Source organism: Novilysobacter antarcticus, from assembly GCF_019802285.1.
GTDB lineage: Bacteria > Pseudomonadota > Gammaproteobacteria > Xanthomonadales > Xanthomonadaceae > Novilysobacter > Novilysobacter antarcticus.
In genome coordinates this window covers 628531-648679 of record NZ_JAIEUJ010000001.1, presented here as the reverse complement: position 1 = coordinate 648679, position 20149 = coordinate 628531, and the positions used below count along the sequence as shown (strand labels likewise).

Here is a 20149-nt window from a genome sequence, read left to right as displayed (position 1 = left end):
CGCCCCGCGCGGGCTTTTTCCGTTGTCCGCACACCGCCGAAAGACCTACGGCTCGACAGGTTCCGGCAGGCTGCCGTTGTCTTCCTGCAATTCGGGCTTGAACGGAATGTCGGGCGCGGGCCGCGCGGTCGCCGGCACATCCAGCAGGTTCGGATCGGTGATGTCGCAGGCGCCGCCAACGACCAGCAGGATCGTCTGGCAGACCACGTGCTTGTTGGTGCCGGGGATGGGAATACGGACGGTAGTGACGCTCTTGCGCACCCATTCTTCCAGCAGGGTCTCGCTGGGCCGCCAGTAGCGATCGAATGCGGTGGGCTCGTAGTCGGTCGGCTTGCGCTTGAGCCAGGTTCCGGCGCGATCCAGATTGACGATTTCGTCCGTCAGCGCACCCGGAGGGCGTGCGGGAGACGCGGAGCCCGGCGTCTCGGCAAGGCGCACGCTGCCGTCGCTGTTGTAGAGACCCGACGGATCCCCCTTCTGTCCACCGTCCACGTTGCGATTCGAATCGCCCCAGTCATCGGAACGTTTGAGCGTATCCCAGCCACCGGCTGCAGCGGCGGCCTTGGGGCCGGCGGTCCGTGGGGTCGTTGCCGTTGAACCGCCCGCCGCTACCGACCCACTCTCCCGCGAAGTCTGGTCGGGACTTTCGACCTGTGCCGTCGTGTCCGTGTCACCGGTTGTGGGCGTTGCCGCCTGGACTGTTGGCGTTTGTGCCGGCGCGGGGATCTCGCGCTGCCGCACTTCCTGCGGCTTCAGCGGCCGCTCGGAGACGGCGACTTGGGGCTGTGGAACCGTGATCGCTGGCGGCGCTGGAAGGGGAGAGGCAATCTCACGCACCACGACCTCGGCCGGTCTCTGCTCCAGCGTTACCTCGGGTATCGAACGCGGAGCGATAGCAGGAAGGGCTGGCGCTTGCCGGGTGGGAACTTCGACCACGCCCGTCTCCGGCACGGGAAGGCTACTGTCGGGTACCTTCATCTCCGGTACCGGCAATCGGGGCATCGGTGGTGGCAGCTGGTAGTCCGAAACCTCCGGTGCCGGTTCGCTCACCTCGACCGACTGACTTGCTTCCAGCGGAGCCCGATCCACGACCGCCGCGTCGGGTGCATCCGGCGGCGCCTGGGAGGCTGCCACGGCAGGCGTGGGCTCAACCGGCTGGGGCGCAGGCTGCTGGACAGGCGGTTCGCCGGCGGACGGATTCTGCGCCGACGCTGCTGGCGCCGGATTGGCCTCCGCGGTCGCCGGCGTGACATCCGGACCACCACCGACCTCCTCGGGTGTGCCAGCGCCGATAAACTCAATCTGGACGACATCATCCTGGCCCTTTTGCGGCGGATGCGCCGGCGCCAGGTACTGCTGATACATCAACCAGACCAGCGCCACGGCGACAAAAAGATGCCAGCCAACGGCAACCAGCCACGCGATGCGCCTGACAGGGCGCTCATCGGCTGCAGGCGGGTCCCATTGCTGCCGGCAAAGCGCCGTGAACGAATCCCAACGGCCGAGTTCCGGGGCGTGTGGACGCGGAGGTGCCGTGCCGCGAACCGCGATCACCGAAACCATCGCCTCCGGCGGCACGACCGGCCTGCGGGTGTGTCCGTCGCGCCCAACCCATTCGTCCCAACCCGGGGGGAACTCTCCGGCCAAGCGACGCCGATGCGGTTCGACCAGCTTCATTCGAAGCCGGAGCGCATGCAGCCACGCGTCAACCGGAAGGGTCAAGGGTGGCTGGTCGGTCAGCTGTCGCCGTTGCGCGCGATATAAGGCGCGGCGCCGGTGTCGTGGTCGGTCGCATCACGCACGCCGGTCACACCGGGCACCTTTTCGCGCAGGGTCTTCTCGATGCCGTTCTTCAATGTCACATCGGCCATCCCGCAGCCGTGGCAGCCGCCTCCGAAACGCAGCACCACGATGCCGTCCGCAGTGACCTCCTGCAACGCGACGTTGCCGCGGTGCATGGCGAGCTGCGGGTTTATCTCATTCTCGATGAGGTAGCGAACGCGCTCCACCAGCGACGAGGATTCGCCTGGGACGGCACCCTTGATCTTCGGCGCCCGGATCTGCAGCTGGCCACCCGTCGCCAGTGCTTCGTAATCGATTTCTGCACCATCGAGCACGCCGACGCTGTCGGCCTCCAGCCACAGGGTGAAGCCCTTGCAGTCGATGGCCCACTCATCGCCGTCCAGCTCCGCCGGCTCGGCGAATTCAAGGCGGACATCGGCACGCGGCGTACCGGGATTGACGGCCGACAGACGAACCCCCAAGCCGGGGATGGCCTCGCGTTCGATGAGTTTGCGGAAATGACTCTGTGCGGATTCGGATATCTGGATCATGCCGCTATTCTAACGGGCTTGGGGCTATACAAGCGTGTGCCCCCCGTTAAGCACGGTACGGCTGTCAATAGCGTTCAGCCTTCCCCCTGCAAGGAGTCGCCGATGAACGACAAGATTTCGCTCGCCCAGGCCCGTTGCGTTCCGCGCAAGGGGGCCGGGCATCGCCTCGACGAAGCCCGGATACGTGAACTCCACGCGCATCTGAGCGCCTGGACGGTGGCCGAAGAGGGCCGCGCCCTGACCCGCACGTTCAAGTTCGACGACTATTATCGGACGATCGCCTTCGTCAATGCGCTGGCCTTCATCGCCAACCGCGAGGATCACCATCCCGATCTTGGCGTGCATTACGACCGTTGCGAGGTCCGCTTCTCGACCCACGATGTGGGCGGCCTGAGCGAGAACGACTTTATCTGTGCTGCAAAAACCGACGCCCTGCAGGAGTGAACAAGATGCCCGCGAACGACCCCCGTACCCCCTTTAGTGGCCGCTGGAGGCCGCTTCCCGCCCTTTCGGCCCTCGCGTTGGGCCTGATGCTGGCTGGCTGCAACTCCGAGCAGTCCGAGCAGCCGGTGCAGGTTGCGCCCACGCAACCCATGGCCGTCGAGACTCCGCCGCCCGAGTACCCCGAGGAACTGGCCTGCGCCGGTATCGAAGGCGTGGTGGGCGTGCTACTGACCATCGGCGTGGATGGCATTCCGAAGAACGTGAAGGTGGAAGACACCAGCGGCCACCCGCAGCTGGACCAGTCTGCAGTGGACGCGGTAAAGGGCTGGAAATTCCAGGCGGGCACCAGTCGTGGCAAACCGGCGGAAAGTCCGCTGCGGGTACCGGTGAAGTTCACCGCCCCGGACATGGATTCGGAGCGCTGTCGGGACGTCTCAGGCAGCCTGCCGCAATAAATTCGAGAGCGATCGTCGCCGGCGATGCAAGCGTGCACCGCCGGCGACGAACTACTTCAGGCGGTCGAGGACATCCAGCAGCTCGGGTGCCAGTGGCGCGGTGAGGCTGTATGGCGTCTTGCCACTGTCCAATGCGAACTCCAGAGTCGCTGCGTGAAGGAACAGGCGTTTCAACCCGGCCTGATCCCGCAAGCGGCGGTTGACCTCCGGATCGCCGTACTTGTCGTCCCCGGCCACGGGGTGATCGATATGCTGCGCATGGGCCCGGATCTGGTGCGTACGGCCGGTTTCGATACGCACCTCGCAATACGAATGCCCGCCGCGTCGCTCCAGCACCCTGAAATGGCTCAACGCCGACTTGCCTGACGCGTCCACCTTCACGTGTCGCTCCCCGCCCTGGCGCAGGCCGACGTGAAGGGGGGCATCGACAGTCATCGTTCCGTTCGGCATTCGCCCGATCAGCAAAGCGAGGTAACGTTTGCGCATGCCTCCCGCGCCGCTGGTGCTCTCCCGCATCAGTGCCTGCATCTCGGTCAACGTGGAGCGCTTCTTGGAGACAACCAGAACGCCGGAAGTATCCCGATCCAGTCGATGGACCAGCTCCAGGCCCTGCCCCGGTCGCAGCGCACGCAGCGTCTCGATGGCACCAAAACTAATACCGCTGCCGCCATGGCTGGCGACGCCGGAAGGCTTGTTGAGCACCAGCAGCCGTGCGTCTTCGTGGACGATCGCCGCCTCAAGCGCATCCATGAACCCGCGCGGCGGGGAGGCGCGATCGCCTTCCGGCTCCAGCCTAACCGGGGGGATACGGACCTTGTCGCCGCTTTCCAGCTTGCGTTCCGCCTTCGCCCGGCCCCCGTTCACGCGCACCTGGCCGGACCGCACCAACTTGTAGACCAACGACCTGGGCGCGCCCTTCAGAAGCCCGAGCAGGAAGTTGTCCAGCCGTTGGCCCTCGCGGTCTTCTGGAACCACCGCAACGCGCGCTCCGGCATGGCTTTGCTGGGTATCTGAATGGGTCATTCTGGGGGAGTTATCTGATACACTCGCGACGCGAGATAAGGTTTTGATTTCGCAGGGAAGTCGTTCCGGCCACCACATTACGCTCGGTTGCCGGAGCACGGGCCAAAAGCCCAACCTGCGATTCCGGTCTGCGTCTGACCCCCGCCCTCGGGGCGGCCATGTTAGCAGCGCCAGCACGGTGGAACCTCGGCTCGTCCGGTTTTGTACGAATACCCCGTCAATCACCGGTCGATGAACACGACCCGAGCGGCGTCACGGCATCTGCCCGAAACGCCTCCGGCCCAAAAATTTGGTAAGCAACAAAAACAAGCGCTCCCGCGGTTTGCCGTGGTGTAGAAGCGCTGGAAATTGTCAGGTCACGTCAGCGCGCGCACGTCGGTTTACCGGCCTGCAGGTTTCATGTCGCGGCGACGGGACGCAGTGTCCAGAGGCGAAACGCCAGGGCGTTCCGCGCGGTAGAGCGCGCGAGGAATGCAACAATGAAACGCATGCTGATCAACGCGACGCAGGCCGAAGAGCTGCGCGTCGCGATTGTCGACGGGCAAACCCTGTACGACATCGATATCGAGCAACCGTCGCAGGAACAGAAAAAGTCCAACATCTACAAGGGCAAGATCACCCGCCTGGAGCCCTCGCTGGAAGCGGCTTTCGTTGAATACGGCGGTGATCGACACGGCTTCCTGCCGATGAAGGAAATCTCGCGTGACTACTTTGCCGCGGGCGTTGACCACAACAAGGCCGGCCTGAAGGAACTGCTCCGCGAAGGCCAGGAAGTGGTGGTCCAGGTGGACAAGGAAGAGCGCGGCAACAAGGGCGCGGCGCTGACCACCTACATCTCGCTGGCCGGGCGCTACATGGTGCTGATGCCCAACTCCCCCACTGCGGGCGGCGTCTCGCGCCGGATCGAGGGCGAGGATCGCGCCGAACTCAAGCGCGCGATGGATGCGCTGAAAATACCCGACGACATGGGCGTGATCATCCGCACCGCCGGTGTCGGCCGTGACGCTGAAGAGCTGCAGTGGGACCTGGATTACCTGCTGCAGGTCTGGAAGGCGGTGGCCGACGCAGCGCTGACCAAGCCCGCGCCTTTCCTGATCTACCAGGAAAGCCGCCTGATCATCCGCGCCTTGCGTGACTACATGCGCCCTGACATCGGCGAGGTGTTGGTCGATACCGAAGAGATGTACGCCGAGGCGCGCGAGTTCGTCGAACAGGTGATGCCGCACAACCTGCGCAAGCTCAAGCACTACACCGACGACGTACCGCTGTTCAACCGCTTCCAGATCGAGTCGCAGATCGAAAACGCCTACGAGCGTGACGTGCGCCTGCCGTCTGGCGGCGCGCTGGTCATCGACCAGACCGAGGCCCTGACCGCGGTCGACGTCAACTCGGCACGCGCCACCCGCGGCAGCGACATCGAGGAAACCGCGTTCAACACCAACCTTGAGGCGGCCGAGGAAGTCGCCCGCCAGATGCGCCTGCGAGACCTGGCAGGGCTGGTGGTGATCGATTTCATCGACATGTCCTCCAGCAAGCACCAGCGCGAGGTCGAAAACCGCCTGCAGAACGCGCTCAAGCAGGACCGTGCCCGGGTCCAGGTCGGTCGAATTTCCCGCTTCGGCCTGCTGGAGATGAGCCGGCAGCGACTGCGTCCTAGCCTTGGCGAGTCCAGCCAGCTGGTCTGCCCACGCTGCGAAGGCCATGGCCGGATGCGCAGTGTCGAGTCACTGTCGTTGTCCATCCTTCGCGTGAGCGAAGAGCACGCGATGAAGGAGAACACCGGACAGATCCTGGTCCAGGCTCCCATCGAAATCGCCAACTACCTGCTCAACGAGAAGCGACGCGCGATCAGCGAGATCGAAAGCCGCCACGGCACCCCGATCGTCATCGTCGCCGACGAGCATCTGTTGACGCCCCATTACGAAGTCAGCCGTCTGCGCGATAACGAGCTGGGCGAAGAAAGCAACCGTCCGAGCTACCACCGCGGCAGCCAGCGCAAGCTTCCAACCCACGCGTTGACCAAGGCAAATCTGAATGTTCCGGTCGCCGCCGCCGTGACCAATGTCAGGCCAGCCCAGCCGGCGCCCTTGCGCGAGCCGCGCCAGGCAGACGTGCCGGCACCGGTGGCCCCGACCCCGGTGGTCGTCGCCGCTGCGCCGACCCATTCCATTGGAATGGTGGATCGGATCATGCGGTTCTTCCGCGGCACCCCTGCCCCGGCTGCCGACAAGGCCAACGAGCGCGCCACCAGCAATCGTGGCCGTCCCAACGGCACCAACCAGGCCGAGCGCAGCGAGCGCGGTGAGCGACAGGACCGCAACGGTCAGCGCCGTGGCGGCAAGCAGCAAGGTCGCGATGGCAGCCGTCGGGATGATGGTCGTCGTGGCACCGCTCAGCCTCAGGATGAGCGGGCCGCTTCCAGCAACGGTCGTGGACCGAGGCAGCAGCGTGAGAAGCAGCCGCGACGCCAGGGTGAGGCCAACGTGGCGGCAATGGACGTCTCCGAAAAGCCGACGCAGCGGCAGCCACGCCAGCCGCGGGGTGAACGACCGGCACGTGAGGTGAGCACACCGCAGGTGGACGTCACCGATGCAGCCGCACTCGCCACTGCGGCGGTCACAACGGCGGCGGCATCGGCTGTTGCAGAACGTCAAAGCCACCAGGAAAACGCCGACACCCAGCACGCGCAGACAGGCGAAAACCCCACGAACGGCCATGCCCCGGCCGAGGACGAGAACAACGCCGACGGAACGCCCCGTCGTCGCCGCGGCCGTCGTGGTGGCCGTCGCCGCCGTCGTGGCGGCGCCGACGCAGCAGCGACCACCGATCAGGGATCGGACAACTTGCTTGCCGATGATGGCTCCGAGGACGAGGAAGTGTCCGCCGACGCGCACGCCGGTGAAGCTCCCACGGCAGTCAGCCGGGCGCAGCCCGAATTCGATTTCGATGACGTGCCGGACTCCGTAGCCGCGCAGGAAACGAAGCCGAAGACGGAGCCAAAGCCCGCGCCGGCGCACGCAGACGTGGGGCCGGAAGCGAAAGCCGCGCCCGATGCGGACAAGACCGCGCCCGCGGACCTGGACTCGCAGGACCCGAATGAGGAACTGACGGGTGCTGAGGCTCTCGACGTCATTGAGACCACTGCAAACGAGGACACGGAGTCCGCGCCCGCGCCCCGGGCACGCAAGCCACGCTCCCCCAGGACACCGCGTACCCCACGTGCCAACAAGCAGGCCGCAGTAGCGGCGGAAGGCGGCGAGCCGGGTGGCACCGATGAGGCGGCCACGCACGACAGCACTGCCCCGGCAGCGACTGAGGCGGCCGTTTCCTCGCCCGCCGCAACGGGCCAGGTCGCGCAGGCGTCACGGGGTGCTGATGCAATACCCGGCACTCCTGCTCCGCGGGCGCAGGCACCGCAGGTCCGCGCGACTCCCGGTTACATCACCGGAGAAAACGCGACCGAGGACATCGGCGATGCGCCAAAGCCACTCCCGGCTGTTGTGGTGCCGCCGCCGACTGTCGTCGAGGTGGAAACGGTGCAGGTGGAGCCTGCAGTTGAGCCGGTTCCCGCAACGGCGGACGAGTTGCCGGCCGACAACCCTGCCCAGCCCGCAGCCGAACCGGTCGCGCCGACGGCAACCGTTGCTGGTACGGAAGAGCCGCGTACGGCCAGCCTGTTCGACAGCAACCGGTCCGAGCGCATGGAATCCGCAGGTGAGAACGTCGACGAGCCGAAGAATCCGGAGGCAAAGGACACAAGGCACGACGCCTGAGCTTCCTTGACAAGGGTGGCGATATTTCAGCTACCAATGAAACGAAACGGGCCGCATCTGCGGCCCGTTTCTATTTGGGAAGACACCGAATAGGCAAATCAACGAATAATCACAGCACCCGGCTGGGCTCGAGAAGCCCGTGTTGCCCCAACAACCTGGCCAGCGCGATGTTGTCGCTGATGTCGAGTTTCTCGAACATCCGGCTTTTATGCGTGTTGATGGTCTTCGCGCTCAAGCACAGCCGCCGCGCGATCTCCTCCTGACGCAAGCCCTGGGCCAAAAGCAGGGCCACCTCCAACTCGCGCGGAGAGAGCTCGTCAAACGGGGAGTCATCTCCCTCCAGACCCGACAGCGCAAGATTCTGGGCGATGTTGCTGGCCAGGTAGCGACGACCGCGGGCGACATCGCGTACTGCTCGCACGAGTTCTGTCGCGTCACCGCCCTTGCCAACGTAACCGAACGCGCCCGCTTCCAACAGTCGCCGCGGCATCGGACCGTCTTCCAGAACGGACACGATGATCACGCGTGTTCCATCGCCCCCCTTCACTATCCGCTCGGTCACTTCCAGCCCGCTGACCCCGGGCAGGTGAAGATCGCAAAGCACCACATCCGGTTTCAGCTGGCGAATCATTGGCAGAGCCATTTCGCCGCTTTCGACGTCGCCCACGACCTGTATATCGTCCTCGGCCGACAGGATCATGCGCATGCCGGTACGCACCAGCGCATGGTCATCCACGATGAATACAGTAATTCCCATTTACCTCTCCTCGTCTACGTTCCATGTAGCCCCCTGCAGGCGAGGCTACCGTTGCGCCTTGGGCGGCGCAACTCGCGGGTTCCAGATCGGCGGCGCCGCCGGGATCGGAACGAATGGCTCGACTTGGAGCGAAATTGGCGGAAGAGGTGGGATTCGAACCCACGGAAGGTTTAACCCTTCGCCGGTTTTCAAGACCGGTGCCTTCAACCGCTCGGCCACTCTTCCAGAAACTGCTCGCTGCGGGCCAACGCCCGATCAGCGGTTCGCGGCGAACCGGCATTGCACCCGATTACCGCGCGGCGGATTATCGCACGAGCACCGCCGAGGCGTCAGCGTCGAAACGCCTTCAGTTCCGCCTCGCTGCACGGCTTGCGATTGATGTCGCCGCACCCCAGGCGAGCATCGGCGACCAGCCCTGGCACGGTTTCGGCAAGGTAGTCGATGAACACCCGGACTGCCGGCAACATGCCCCGGCGGGAAGCAAACACGGCGTGGAAGATCCCCTGTGGCAGCCGCCACGCGGGCAACACCACCTGCAGGTCACCGCGACGGACAGCATCGGCGCACACGCTCTCCGGCAAAAGGGTTATGCCCACGCCCTGTATCGCCAGGGAGAGTAACATCGGCAGGTCGAACCCCATCACCCGTGGCTTTATCTCGACCGGCTGCACGTCTCCCTCCGGCCCGTGCAGCTCCCATCTTTGCCGCGCGTCGTCCTCGCTCATGCTCATGGTGACGTGGTCGGAGAGCTCCTGCGGCGTCCGGGGGCGACCCATCTTGCGCAGGTAGTCGGGACTTGCGACCAGCAGCTCCTGGATCTGACCGAAGCTGCGCATCACCAGACTGCCGTCGTCATCGAGCTTGCTGCGCACCCGCAGGGCGACATCGATGCCTTCGTTGATCACATCGACCCGGCGATTGCTGACGTGCAGTTGCACGCGCACTTCCGGATACCGGCCCAGGAACCCGGGCAGCAACTTGGGCATCTGCTGCTGGGCGACGCCCACCGGCACGCTGACCCGGATCACGCCGCGCGGTTCGGCGCTCAGCCGATCGACCACTTCACGCGCAGCCTGCGCCTCGGCGAGCATCGACTGGACATGGCGATAGACCGAATTGCCGACCTCGGTCACCGCAAACCGGCGAGTGGATCGTTGCAGCAGGCGAACCCCCATCTCCGCTTCTAGCTGGCTGATGCGACGGCTCAGGCGTGATTTGGGCACGCCCGTCGCGCGCTCGGCCGCAGCGAAGCCGGAGTGTTCCACCACCATGGCGAAATAATGTAGATCGTTGAGATCCTGCATGCCAGACAATTCCAATAGCAGAACATTCGGCAACATTTGATCAGGACAATCTGCAAACCGCAACAATCAGTTTTAAAGAACTTCCAAGGCACGGCCCGGACCGTTCCGACACCCGATCAGGCGATCAGGCGATCAGGTCCATGCCGCCCATGTAAGGGCGCAGCACGTCCGGTACCACGATTGAGCCGTCCGCCTTCTGGTAGTTTTCCATCACCGCGACCAAGGCGCGTCCGATCGCCACGCCGGAGCCGTTGAGGGTATGCACCAGTTCCGGCTTGCCGGACGCCGGGTTGCGCCAGCGAGCCTGCATCCGTCGGGCCTGGAACGCATCGCAATTGGAAACCGAGGAAATCTCGCGGTAGGTGTCCTGCGATGGCAGCCACACCTCGAGATCAAACGTCTTGCTGGCCGAAAAACCCATGTCTCCCGAGCACAGCAACATGCGCCGGTAAGGCAGTCCCAGCTTCTCCAGCACCACCTCGGCACAACGGGTCATGCGCTCGTGCTCGGCGTCGGAGTCCTCGGGTCGCACGATGCTGACCAGCTCGACCTTCTCGAACTGGTGCTGGCGAATCATGCCGCGGGTGTCGCGACCGTAGGCGCCGGCCTCGGCACGGAAGCACATCGAGTGCGCCGTCATCCGCATCGGCAGTTCCGATTCGCCCAGGATCTCGTCACGGACGATGTTGGTCAGCGGCACTTCGGAGGTCGGGATCAGGTAGCGCTTGCTCTCGCCCACCGAGGTGGCGAACAGGTCGTCTTCGAACTTGGGCAACTGGCCGGTGCCGAGGAGGCTTTCGGCGTTCACCAGCACCGGCACGCTGATTTCCTGGAAACCGTGCTCGCCGATGTGCAGGTCCAGCATGAACTGGGCAAGCGCCCGATGCAGCCGTGCAATAGGGCCGCGCAACACGGTGAAGCGCGCACCGCTCAGCTTCGCCGCGGTATCCCCGTCCAGCCAACCGTGGCGCGCCCCCAGCTCGACATGATCCTTGGCCGGAAAGGCGAAGACGCCTGGCGTGCCCCAGCGGTGCTGTTCGACGTTGTCGCTTTCGTCCGCGCCGCCCGGCACCGAATCGTGGGGCAGGTTCGGCAGGCCCAGGGCAATGGCATCGAGCTCGCCCCGGATCGCATCCAGGCGAGTTTCACTGGTCTTCAGTTCCTCGCTGAACCCGGCGACCTCGGCCAGCAACGCGCTCGCATCCTCTCCTTTGCTCTTGGCCTGGCCGATTGCCTTCGACCGGGTATTGCGCAGATTCTGGAGCTCCTGGGTGCGGACCTGGATCCGCTTGCGCTCGGTTTCCAGCACGCGCAGGGCGGCAACGTCCAGCTCGTGACCGCGCGTTTGCTGGAGGCGCTCGGCAAGTTCGTCGGGCTGCTGGCGCAGCAGGTTTGGATCAAGCATGACGGGACCGCAAAGTTGTATCGGGCCGTGCATTATTGCGTGGATCGGCCGCCGAGGGCAGCCGATTGCCGCCTTGTTAACTGCGGCTGTGCACAATGCGGGTACCCAAACTCCCGGATTTGCCATGCCTGCAACGTCCCGCCCCCGCTTTCACCCGGCCCGATGGCTGCCCACGCAACGCATGTGGTGGGTGGTGATGATTGCGGTTGCATTCGGGTTGCTGCTGTTCGCGATCATCTGGACACGCAGCCGCAGCGAGCCGGACTTCTACCGTCCCGGCGAAGTTCCGGCGGACACTGTCGCGGCGGACTACACCCCGCTACCGGTGCCCACCGGTGATGGGACTGGCGAGACGATCGAGATCAATCCCGACCAGGCAGCCGCGCAGGACCGGGAGCGCGCCCGGATCGAGCAGGAGCCGGCCCAGGTGGTCGAGACCGAGCCGCCCCTGGAAACCGCCCCGCCACCTGCCCAGGCGCCGGTGTCCACCTCACCGATTGTCCCGCCGGTGCCCTTGGCCGGCCAGACTCCGGCCCCCACCTACCCCGCACGCGCAAACCTTCGGGGTGAAAGTGGGACTGTGATGGTGGAGGCGATGATCGGCGCGGACGGCGTGCCGACTGCGGTAAGGGTGGCCCGCCGCAGCGGATCCAGTGATCTGGACCGGGCTGCGGTCGAGGCGGTGCGACGCTGGCGCTTCCAGCCGGCCACCCAGGATGGGCGCCCCACCACGGGCGTGGTCAACGTACCGGTCAGCTTCCAACCCGGCAGATAGGTCCGGGCCAGGTCCGGGCAATGAAAACGGCGGCAGGCCCTGGGCCCGCCGCCGTTTTGCTGTGTCGCCTGACGCTTGTTGTCGGTCAGAAGTTGTAGCGCACCGACAGGTAGTAGTTGCGCGGCATCGCGTAGTACGCGGTCTGGATGTTGGCGACGCTGGAGAACTCCTGGCCGTCGGTCTTGTAGACCTTGTCGCCCAGGTTGCGCACGCCCGCGCGCACCTGCCATGCATAGTCGGACGAATCCCAGACACCGAAAAGGCCGTAGGTTGCGTACGCGTCCTGCATCAGGTTGCTGCGGTTGTCGACCGAGAGCCAGGTGTCATCACGGTAGGCCACGTCACCGCCGATAGTGACCCCTGCGCCGCCATCCATGATGAAGGTGTGCTGCAGGGCGACACGCGCGGTGAAGTCAGGCGAGAACGGGACATGGTCGTGCAGGTTGGCCAGCGCCGGGTCCAGCTGCACGCGAGGGTCCACGAACTCGTCGTAGCGGGCGTTCATGTAGGAAAGCTGGCCGGAAAGACGGGTGCCCTCGCCGAGCAATGCACTGCCTTCGAACTCGATGCCGTCGATTTTCAGCGACGCGGCGTTGAGCACCGGGAAGGAGAAGCTGGGCGTCGGCGAATCCGGATTCACGATCTCCGACACACGGGCCTGGAAGTCCTTGTACTCGCTGTGGAAGGCGGTGACATTGCCCTGCATGCGGCCGTCGGCCGAGCGCATTTTCAGGCCGGCCTCGTAGGTCCAGACGAACTCCGGATCAAACACCGCCTGGGTGGTTTCCAGAACCGAGTTGGCGCGACCGTTGAAGCCGCCGGACTTGAAGCCGCGGTTGGCTGAGACGTAGCCCATGACGTTGCTGCTGAAGGCTTTCTGCAGGCTGATCGACGGCGTCCAGGCGTCCCAGCTCTGGCGGCCGTCAAAGGCAACGGTCTCGTTCAGTGCAGCGAAGAGCGGGCCCCAGTACGTGCTGGTGGACCGGATGTAATCCTTCTCATCCTTTGAGTAGCGCAGTCCGGCAGACAGTGTCCAGGTCGGTACAAACTCCCAGCTCATGTGGGCGAATGCGGCCTTGGAAGTGGTATCGAGGTCGTCTTCGATGGTGCGAAGGAACGAGATCGGTGTGCCGGCGAATGCAAAGAAATCGCTGGCATAGGCCTCCTGGTAGGAAGGCACCTTCTCATTCATGTAATACAGACCGAAGATCGCCTGCAGGTTGCTGCCGTTGTCGTATTGGAACTGGAATTCCTGACTCTTTTGATTCTGGTCGATCGCCACCAGCACGTCGCCCAGTTCGAACTCCGACGCATCGATGTCGATGAAGGAGTTGGTCTTCAACTTCCGCCACGCGCTGATGCTCTTGAAGCGCCACTGCGCGCTCATATCCCAGTCGACCGCAAGGCTCGCGCCCGTATGGGTCATTTCCTGGCCCTGGTTCGGACCGAACGACGTGCGCGTCCGGAAGTCGTACTCTCCCGTCGGCGCTGGTTTCAGCACGACCGGGCCGAACGCCAGGTCGGTCTGGATAAGGGGCGCGGTCGGCTGGCCCAGGGTCAGCGGTGCATACTGCTTGTTGCGGTCCAGCGACAGCGTGGCGTTGACGTTGTCGCTGAGCTTGAACGCAATCTTGCCCCGCAGTGCGTTGTTTTCGTCACCGTTGTACTTGCGGCCCGTGGACGGGTCGGTCACGTAGCCGTCGCTCTCGCTCATCGAGCCGGCAAGGCTCATGGCAACCGATTCGTTCAACTCGCCGCCGAAGTAGAACTTGCCTTCGCGCTGGCCGAAGTTGCCCACCGTGGCCTCAACCGAGCCGCCGGTGTTCTCGAACGGGTTCTTGGTGGTGACCTTGATCGCGCCGCCGGTGGAGTTCTTGCCGTACAGCGTGCCCTGCGGGCCGCGCAGCACTTCCACCTGCTGGACGTCGAACAAGGAGAACATCGCGCCGTTGATGCGCGAGTAGTAGACGTCATCGACGTACATGCCCACGCCGGGATCGAAAGTCTGCAACGCGTCGGGCTGGCCGATGCCGCGGATGAAAACGTTGATCGAGTTGGCCGATCCGCGGCCTTGCACGATGTTCATATTGGGCACGACGCCTTGCAAGCCCTCGACGGTGTCGGCCTGCAGGTCCTTGAGCGCTTCCTCGCCAAACGCGCTGATCGCGACCGGCACGTCCTGGATCGACTCGGTGCGCCGACGGGCCGTTACGGTCACGGCGTCGAGCGTCCTGGCCTGGCTGTCCTGCGCGGTGGCGTCGGGTACTGCGTTGCTTGACGCGTCCTGCGCCAAGACGCCAGGCGCGAGCAATGCGCAGACGATGGCGACACTCAACTGCTTACGGTACATACGGTCTCTCCCCTTGAATTCGATTGGCTTGCCGGTTGTCGCGTCGAGGTTTCGGATCCTCGGCAAACCCAGACCGGTTCCACCTTGGCGGTCAGACTAGGCGTCGCCGGCGCCGATCACAGCTGTACCTTCGGACAATGCCGGCAGGACGGCGCTGCGCGGACACTCCACGGTCACTGATGCACGGGGAGTGGCGCATGGCGGAGTTGACATGGATTTCCTGATTGTCCTGGGCGCACTGGCGTTCCTGATGTTCGTCGCCTACCGCGGCTACAGCGTGATCCTGTTCGCGCCGGTCGCGGCGCTGGGGGCGGTGCTGCTGAGCGATCCGAGCCTGGTCGCACCCATGTTCACCGGGCTGTTCATGGACAAGATGGTCGGCTTCCTGAAGCTGTATTTCCCGGTGTTTCTGCTGGGGGCGATCTTCGGCAAGGTCATCGAGCTGTCAGGATTCTCCAAGGCCATCGTGGCCGCCACCATCAAGCTGTTCGGTGCCAGCCGGGCGATACTCTCGATCGTGATGGTGTGCGCGCTGCTCACCTATGGTGGCGTGTCGCTGTTTGTGGTGGTGTTTGCGGTGTATCCGTTTGCCGCCGAATTGTTCCGCCAGAGCGACATCCCCAAGCGCCTCATTCCCGGCACCATCGCGCTGGGTGCGTTCACCTTCACCATGGACGCCCTGCCCGGTACGCCGCAGATCCAGAACATCATTCCGACCACCTTCTTCGGCACCGACACCTGGGCTGCGCCATGGCTGGGAACGATCGGCGGCGTGTTCATCCTGATCGTCGGTATCAGCTATCTGGAGTGGCGCCGGCGCGCTGCACTGAAAGCCGGTGAAGGCTATGGCGATCCGGCGAAGCTGCTCAACGAGCCGGCCGAGTTCACCGGCGGCAAGCTGGCCAACCCGATGGTGGCGATCCTGCCGCTGATACTGGTGGGTGTGTCCAACAAACTGTTCACCAACTGGATACCGCGCTACTACGGCGAGAGCCACTCTTTTGATCCCGCCGTGATCGGCACCAACGCGCCGGTTGTGCAGCAGATCTCGTCCGTCGTTGCCATCTGGGCGGTAGAGGGTGCGCTGCTGGTAGGCATCCTGTCAGTCATCGCGTTCGCATGGAAGCCGGTGATCACAAGCTTTGCGATCGGGACCAAGGATGCGATCGCGGGTGCCTTGCTGGCGGCCATGAACACCGCGTCGGAATATGGCTTTGGCGCGGTAATCGCCGCATTGCCCGGCTTTCTGGTGGTGGCCAACGCGCTCGGTGCAATCCCCAATCCGCTGGTCAACGAAGCGATCACCGTCACCGCGCTGGCCGGCATCACCGGCTCGGCATCCGGGGGCATGAGCATCGCCCTGGCGGCGATGTCGGAGACCTTCATCGCCAACGCGAACGCCGCAGGCATCCCGATGGAAGTGCTCCACCGCGTGGCCTCGATGGCGTCCGGCGGCATGGACACCCTGCCCCACAACGGCGCGGTGATCACGCTGCTGGCGGTCACCGGCTTGACCCACCGCCAGGCCTACAAGGACATCTTCGCGATCACGATCATCAAGACCCTGGCGGTCATGGTCATCATCGGCGTGTTCTACAGCACCGGCATCGTCTAAGCGGTACCAGGAAAAACGCGGCGCACCAGGTCCCGGTGCGCCTCGCGAAATCCTGGCGTCATAGTCGGGTCAGCGCGGACCCAGGACCACGTTGAGATCGCTACCCTGCGGCATCCCCGAGCGACGCTGGACATTGCCCTGCTCGTCGTGGAACAGGATTCCCGGCGTGCCCTGGAAGCCCAACTCCAGCATCAGGCGTTCGTTGCTGTCCAACTGGGCCCGAACCTCCGCAGGAATGGCCGCCATCGGCTTGATGCCGCCGCTGGACTGATTGCGCTCGTTGTCCGCCAGCGCCTTTTCAGGCGACGCGGCCTTGAGGATCGCGGCGGCCTTGTTGGCGCTGTCCTGGCGGATCACCCCGACCATGACATGCCGCAACTGGACCTTGCCCGAATCCACCCACGGTCGCGCTGCTTCCCAGAAGCTGTGGCAATACGGGCAATTGGCGTCGGTGAATGTGTAGATGACCCGCGGTGCATCGGTCTTTCCATCCTGCACCCAGGTCGCTTTCTCCAGCTTGCTCCAGGTGCGCTCCGACATCGGCTTGACGACCAGATCACGAATCGCCTCCGCTCCGGCATCGTTGCCGGCGGAGTCGATGAGTGTGCCAATCAGTGCGTGTGAACCATCGCCGGTCATATAGATCGACACCGGGTTGCCACCGGCAATTCCGGCATAACCGGTCAGGCCCGAGGGCGCGTTGAACGTTCCCAGCACCTCCAGGCCCTGCGCTTCCAGCGCCTGGATGGGAGCCGGATAGTCGCCGGTCTTCTTGCCGGCACCAGGAGCCGCGGCGTTCGCGGTCGACTGGGGTGGAGCTGGCTGGGCGGCTGATTCCACAGCGTCGCTGCAGGCACTTGCCAACAGCAGGATCGGGGCGAGAAACAGCCAGGACTGGGTGGTCTTGCGTGCCATCACGGCACCTCCGGGGGAGTGGGGGAAAGTGGGCCGGGCGAGCCGGCGACGGCCTTCAGCTTGCTGGCAAGACCGGCCTGGGTCAGCTCGCCCATATGGAAGTCCACCAGCCGCCCATCGGCATCAAAGAAAAGCGTGGTCGGAAGCCCGCGTGCACCCATTTCGTTCATCAGGCTGGAAAACGGATCAAGCAGCACGTTGTCCAGCGACAGGCCCTCGGCCTGGAGATAGTCGCGAATCTGCTCCGGACCCTCACCCTGGTTGACGAAGACGAAGCCGACATCAGGCGTGGACGCTTGGCCTTTCGCCAGCACCGGCATCTCGCGGCGGCATGGCGGGCACCAGGTGGCCCAAAGATTGACCACCAGCGGCTGACCGGACATCGACGAGAGGGTTACCCGCTCGTCGTCGAGCGTGGTCATCTCGGTGGTTGGCAATTCCACGCTGGACTGGTGCATCAGCCACACCGATCCCAGCAGCGCTCCCCAGGCCAGCAGTCCAGATACGCTTCCTGCGATCAGCGGAACACGCAAACCCGGGCTTTGGCGGAGCTTCCAGCCGCCCCAGCCCAGGGCGGCCAACAAGCCGGCCCACCAGGTAAACCCTCCGTCGCCGATGCGCAGGACCGACCACGGCTCCGCCACGTACGCAGGCAACCACCGCAACACGAAGGCCAGCCGCGCTACCAGGATGCCGATAAAGAACATGTCGAAGAGGACTGACGACGCCTTAGGTCCGGAAGCCGCCCCGCCTGCAGGACTGGCTTGCGCTGTTGGCGCACCATCCTCTTGTGCCCACGTGCGCCTGCCAAACTGGCGCGAGACGATGACCGCAACGACGAGGGAAACCGCCAGCATTGCTGCCGGCAAGGGGAAAGGACCGATGCTGAGCATCCGGCCACTCTAACCGCCCCCTATTAAGCGGAGATTAAAAACGCAGCCGAGTCCGGGCGACGTATGTTCTCCCGGCGCGTACAGTTTCGGGTTTGCATTGGTGGATTAGGGAGCAATGAGAGTACTGGTCGTCGAAGACGATGCGCTGATCGCGCGCGGCATCGTAGCCGGGCTCCGCTCGCACGGTCTCACCGTGGACTCGGTGGGCACAGCAGCCGAGGCGAAAGCCGCTGTTGCTACCGGTCATCTGGATGTACTGGTGCTCGACATCGGACTGCCGGACGGTGACGGGATCGAGCTTCTGCAGCGCCTCCGCACCGATGGCCATGGTGTACCGATCCTGCTGCTGACCGCCCGCGACGCCATCGAGGACAGAATTGCCGGCCTGCAGGCGGGCGCCGACGACTACATGACCAAGCCTTTCGACCTGGGCGAGCTTGCCGCGCGCCTGCATGCGCTGGTGCGGCGGGCCGACGGCCGCAGCATCGACCTCATCGAATCCGGGCCGCTCAAACTTAATCCTGCCAGTGGCGAGACCTGGCTGGCAGGTGCACCCGTCCCCCTGTCCCGCCGCGAATCCAGCCTTCTGGCCGCGCTGATGGCCGCCGACGGTCGCTGTCTTTCAGGCGAGCATCTCAAAGACAGCCTGTACGGCTATGAGCAGGAGGTTGGCAGCAACGCGCTCAACGTCCATATCCACAACCTGCGGAGGAAACTCGGCGCCCGTGTAGTCGAGACAGTGCGGGGGATCGGCTATCGGTTCGGCGGCATCGACCAATGAGTCTGCGACTGCGCCTGGTGGTCGGCATCGGGATCGCGCTGATCGTACTTTGGACGGCGGCGGCAACCTGGATGTTCCGCGACCTGGACCGGAACCTGCAGAGCACGCTGGACGAGCGGCTGGCGATGTCTGCGAGCATGGTCTCGGGCCTGATGCAGCAATCATCCGCCCTGGGCGACCGGGGCGAATCGGCACTACAGGCTGCGGTCACGGTTCCCGGAAAGCGGAGCATGGCGTGCCAGGTCCGATCACTGCGCGGCGAGGTCATTGCCGCCACCAAGGGCGCCTCCAACCTGCCGATGAACGGGCAGACGCCCGGGTATGCCACCCGCACCGCCGACGGCACGCAGTGGCGCACCTACACCCTGCACAGCGGGGAGTTCAGCATCACCACGGCAGACAGCATGACGGAGCGTGATGACCTGCGGCGTCGGATAGCGCTGGCGGTTGGACTGCCGTTCTTGATTGCCGCCGTGGGCGGACTGGCCGCACTTTGGCTTGGCGTTGGACGGGGACTGGCACCGTTGGAGCGTCTGCGCCGCACCGTCGCCGCCCGCGGCCCGCACAGCGTCGAACTGCTGGAAACTGCCGCCCTGCCGACCGAACTGCGGCCACTGGCGGAAACCCTCAATCAGCACCAACAGCGTACCGCCGCTGCGATGGAACGGGAGCGCCACTTCACCAATGACGCCGCGCACGAACTGCGCACCCCGCTGACCGCGATCGACACCCACCTTCAGGTCGCCCGCATGACCGCTGGTGACACCCGGGACCAGGCACTGGCCGATGCGGGCGAAGGCGTTGTCCGCCTCCGCTCGACCCTGGAGCAACTGCTGCTGTTGGCGCGTGTGGAAGGTCGCCTGCTGTTCGATGAGTCCGAAGCAACCAATGCCGAAGACGCGGTGGAATGCGCGATCGCCGACGCCCGGCCGGGAGCTTTCGAACGGGTCAAATATTGTGGCCCTGCCCGCTCACCCAAGCTCGACATGCCGGCGGCACTGGCAGGCATCGCGTTGCGGAACCTGATCGACAACGCCCTGCGTTACTCACCGAACGATACCCGGGTGGATGTCGTGATCGAAGACCTGCCCGAGGAAAAGGCGGTGGATTTCACGGTGACCGACCGCGGCATGGGACTAGGCCCGACGCCCGGCCGCGTTGCCGAGCGCTTCTGGCGCGGCCAGAGCGTTGCGGCAGGCAGCGGCAGCGGGCTTGGCCTGACGATCGTCCAGGCAATCGCGAAACGCTATGGCGGACTGCTCGAGCTTACCGGAGGGGATGGCGGAGGCACCCGCGCCCGCCTTCGATTACCCCGCCTGGAGTGAA

The 20149-nt window shown here is 64.8% G+C and carries 16 protein-coding genes and 1 tRNA gene; 7 read left to right on the top strand and 10 right to left on the bottom strand.

The window, feature by feature from the left end:
• Nucleotides 1-45: 45 nt before the first annotated feature.
• Both KZ491_RS03020 and KZ491_RS03015 read right to left on the bottom strand, forming a co-directional pair.
• Nucleotides 46-1677, bottom strand: coding sequence for a hypothetical protein (locus KZ491_RS03020; protein WP_222564362.1), 1632 nt, complete (start codon nt 1675-1677; stop codon nt 46-48).
• Nucleotides 1678-1736: 59 nt separating this feature from the next.
• Nucleotides 1737-2333 carry an NfuA family Fe-S biogenesis protein gene (locus KZ491_RS03015; protein WP_222564361.1) on the bottom strand — a complete coding sequence of 199 codons (597 nt, stop codon included), beginning with the start codon at nt 2331-2333 and terminating at the stop codon, nt 1737-1739.
• Between the two features lie 102 nt (nt 2334-2435).
• Between KZ491_RS03015 and KZ491_RS03010 the strand changes: the two genes are divergently transcribed.
• Together KZ491_RS03010 and KZ491_RS03005 are read left to right on the top strand one after the other, a co-directional pair.
• Complete coding sequence (locus tag KZ491_RS03010; protein ID WP_222564360.1) at nt 2436-2777, top strand: 4a-hydroxytetrahydrobiopterin dehydratase; 342 nt, start codon at nt 2436-2438, stop codon at nt 2775-2777.
• A gap of 5 nt (nt 2778-2782) precedes the next feature.
• Complete coding sequence (locus KZ491_RS03005; protein WP_222564359.1) at nt 2783-3232, top strand: energy transducer TonB; 450 nt, start codon at nt 2783-2785, stop codon at nt 3230-3232.
• A gap of 51 nt (nt 3233-3283) precedes the next feature.
• On the opposite strand, the gene KZ491_RS03000 is transcribed toward KZ491_RS03005, so the two are convergent.
• The gene (locus KZ491_RS03000) at nt 3284-4255 is read right to left on the bottom strand and encodes an RluA family pseudouridine synthase (RefSeq protein WP_222564358.1); all 972 of its coding nucleotides are present in this window, start codon (nt 4253-4255) and stop codon (nt 3284-3286) included.
• Between the two features lie 479 nt (nt 4256-4734).
• Here KZ491_RS03000 and KZ491_RS02995 point away from each other — a divergent pair, with 479 nt between their 5' ends.
• A complete protein-coding gene (locus KZ491_RS02995) occupies nt 4735-8028 on the top strand; it encodes an Rne/Rng family ribonuclease (RefSeq protein ID WP_222564357.1) in 3294 nt (1097 codons plus the stop codon).
• Between the two features lie 109 nt (nt 8029-8137).
• On the opposite strand, the gene KZ491_RS02990 is transcribed toward KZ491_RS02995, so the two are convergent.
• The 4 genes from KZ491_RS02990 to serS form a co-directional block, all read right to left on the bottom strand.
• The gene (locus tag KZ491_RS02990; protein ID WP_222564356.1) at nt 8138-8785 is read right to left on the bottom strand and encodes a response regulator; all 648 of its coding nucleotides are present in this window, start codon (nt 8783-8785) and stop codon (nt 8138-8140) included.
• A 135-nt stretch (nt 8786-8920) separates the two neighbouring features.
• Nucleotides 8921-9010 (bottom strand) — tRNA-Ser (locus KZ491_RS02985).
• Between the two features lie 104 nt (nt 9011-9114).
• Complete coding sequence (locus KZ491_RS02980; protein ID WP_484549420.1) at nt 9115-10104, bottom strand: LysR family transcriptional regulator; 990 nt, start codon at nt 10102-10104, stop codon at nt 9115-9117.
• A 109-nt stretch (nt 10105-10213) separates the two neighbouring features.
• Nucleotides 10214-11494, bottom strand: coding sequence for a serine--tRNA ligase (serS, locus tag KZ491_RS02975; RefSeq protein ID WP_222564354.1), 1281 nt, complete (start codon nt 11492-11494; stop codon nt 10214-10216).
• A gap of 124 nt (nt 11495-11618) precedes the next feature.
• Between serS and KZ491_RS02970 the strand changes: the two genes are divergently transcribed.
• Nucleotides 11619-12269 carry an energy transducer TonB gene (locus tag KZ491_RS02970; protein ID WP_222564353.1) on the top strand — a complete coding sequence of 217 codons (651 nt, stop codon included), beginning with the start codon at nt 11619-11621 and terminating at the stop codon, nt 12267-12269.
• An 85-nt stretch (nt 12270-12354) separates the two neighbouring features.
• Here the strand turns inward: KZ491_RS02970 and KZ491_RS02965 are convergent, their stop codons facing one another.
• Nucleotides 12355-14619, bottom strand: coding sequence for a TonB-dependent receptor (locus KZ491_RS02965; protein WP_222564352.1), 2265 nt, complete (start codon nt 14617-14619; stop codon nt 12355-12357).
• 211 nt (nt 14620-14830) lie between these two features.
• On the opposite strand from KZ491_RS02965, the gene KZ491_RS02960 reads away from it, so the two are divergent.
• Nucleotides 14831-16234: a GntP family permease gene (locus KZ491_RS02960; protein WP_222564351.1), complete on the top strand. Its 1404-nt coding sequence runs from the start codon at nt 14831-14833 to the stop codon at nt 16232-16234.
• A gap of 69 nt (nt 16235-16303) precedes the next feature.
• On the opposite strand, the gene dsbG is transcribed toward KZ491_RS02960, so the two are convergent.
• Nucleotides 16304-17149 carry a thiol:disulfide interchange protein DsbG gene (gene dsbG, locus KZ491_RS02955; protein ID WP_222564350.1) on the bottom strand — a complete coding sequence of 282 codons (846 nt, stop codon included), beginning with the start codon at nt 17147-17149 and terminating at the stop codon, nt 16304-16306.
• Nucleotides 17149-18006 (bottom strand): TlpA disulfide reductase family protein, encoded by an 858-nt coding sequence (locus KZ491_RS02950; protein WP_246606548.1) that lies wholly within the window; start codon nt 18004-18006, stop codon nt 17149-17151. Before KZ491_RS02950 ends, dsbG begins: the two co-directional genes overlap by 1 nt.
• 151 nt (nt 18007-18157) lie before the next feature.
• Here KZ491_RS02950 and KZ491_RS02945 point away from each other — a divergent pair, with 151 nt between their 5' ends.
• Both KZ491_RS02945 and KZ491_RS02940 read left to right on the top strand, forming a co-directional pair.
• Nucleotides 18158-18823, top strand: coding sequence for a response regulator (locus tag KZ491_RS02945; RefSeq protein WP_222564348.1), 666 nt, complete (start codon nt 18158-18160; stop codon nt 18821-18823).
• Nucleotides 18820-20148: an ATP-binding protein gene (locus KZ491_RS02940; RefSeq protein ID WP_222564347.1), complete on the top strand. Its 1329-nt coding sequence runs from the start codon at nt 18820-18822 to the stop codon at nt 20146-20148. Before KZ491_RS02945 ends, KZ491_RS02940 begins: the two co-directional genes overlap by 4 nt.
• The last annotated feature ends 1 nt before the right edge of the window (nt 20149 follow it).

What these genes read in the sequence shown, in the direction of transcription:
- KZ491_RS03000 (WP_222564358.1), bottom strand. Translation starts at nt 4,255, where the DNA reads ATGACCCATTCAGATACCCAGCAAAGCCATGCCGGAGCGCGCGTTGCG.
- KZ491_RS02970 (WP_222564353.1), top strand. Translation starts at nt 11,619, where the DNA reads ATGCCTGCAACGTCCCGCCCCCGCTTTCACCCGGCCCGATGGCTGCCC.
- KZ491_RS02960 (WP_222564351.1), top strand. Translation starts at nt 14,831, where the DNA reads ATGGATTTCCTGATTGTCCTGGGCGCACTGGCGTTCCTGATGTTCGTC.
- KZ491_RS02950 (WP_246606548.1), bottom strand. Translation starts at nt 18,006, where the DNA reads ATGCTGGCGGTTTCCCTCGTCGTTGCGGTCATCGTCTCGCGCCAGTTT.
- KZ491_RS02990 (WP_222564356.1), bottom strand. Translation starts at nt 8,785, where the DNA reads ATGGGAATTACTGTATTCATCGTGGATGACCATGCGCTGGTGCGTACC.
- KZ491_RS03020 (WP_222564362.1), bottom strand. Translation starts at nt 1,677, where the DNA reads ATGAAGCTGGTCGAACCGCATCGGCGTCGCTTGGCCGGAGAGTTCCCC.
- KZ491_RS02995 (WP_222564357.1), top strand. Translation starts at nt 4,735, where the DNA reads ATGAAACGCATGCTGATCAACGCGACGCAGGCCGAAGAGCTGCGCGTC.
- serS (WP_222564354.1), bottom strand. Translation starts at nt 11,494, where the DNA reads ATGCTTGATCCAAACCTGCTGCGCCAGCAGCCCGACGAACTTGCCGAG.
- KZ491_RS02965 (WP_222564352.1), bottom strand. Translation starts at nt 14,619, where the DNA reads ATGTACCGTAAGCAGTTGAGTGTCGCCATCGTCTGCGCATTGCTCGCG.
- KZ491_RS03010 (WP_222564360.1), top strand. Translation starts at nt 2,436, where the DNA reads ATGAACGACAAGATTTCGCTCGCCCAGGCCCGTTGCGTTCCGCGCAAG.
- dsbG (WP_222564350.1), bottom strand. Translation starts at nt 17,149, where the DNA reads ATGGCACGCAAGACCACCCAGTCCTGGCTGTTTCTCGCCCCGATCCTG.
- KZ491_RS02940 (WP_222564347.1), top strand. Translation starts at nt 18,820, where the DNA reads ATGAGTCTGCGACTGCGCCTGGTGGTCGGCATCGGGATCGCGCTGATC.
- KZ491_RS03005 (WP_222564359.1), top strand. Translation starts at nt 2,783, where the DNA reads ATGCCCGCGAACGACCCCCGTACCCCCTTTAGTGGCCGCTGGAGGCCG.
- KZ491_RS02945 (WP_222564348.1), top strand. Translation starts at nt 18,158, where the DNA reads ATGAGAGTACTGGTCGTCGAAGACGATGCGCTGATCGCGCGCGGCATC.
- KZ491_RS03015 (WP_222564361.1), bottom strand. Translation starts at nt 2,333, where the DNA reads ATGATCCAGATATCCGAATCCGCACAGAGTCATTTCCGCAAACTCATC.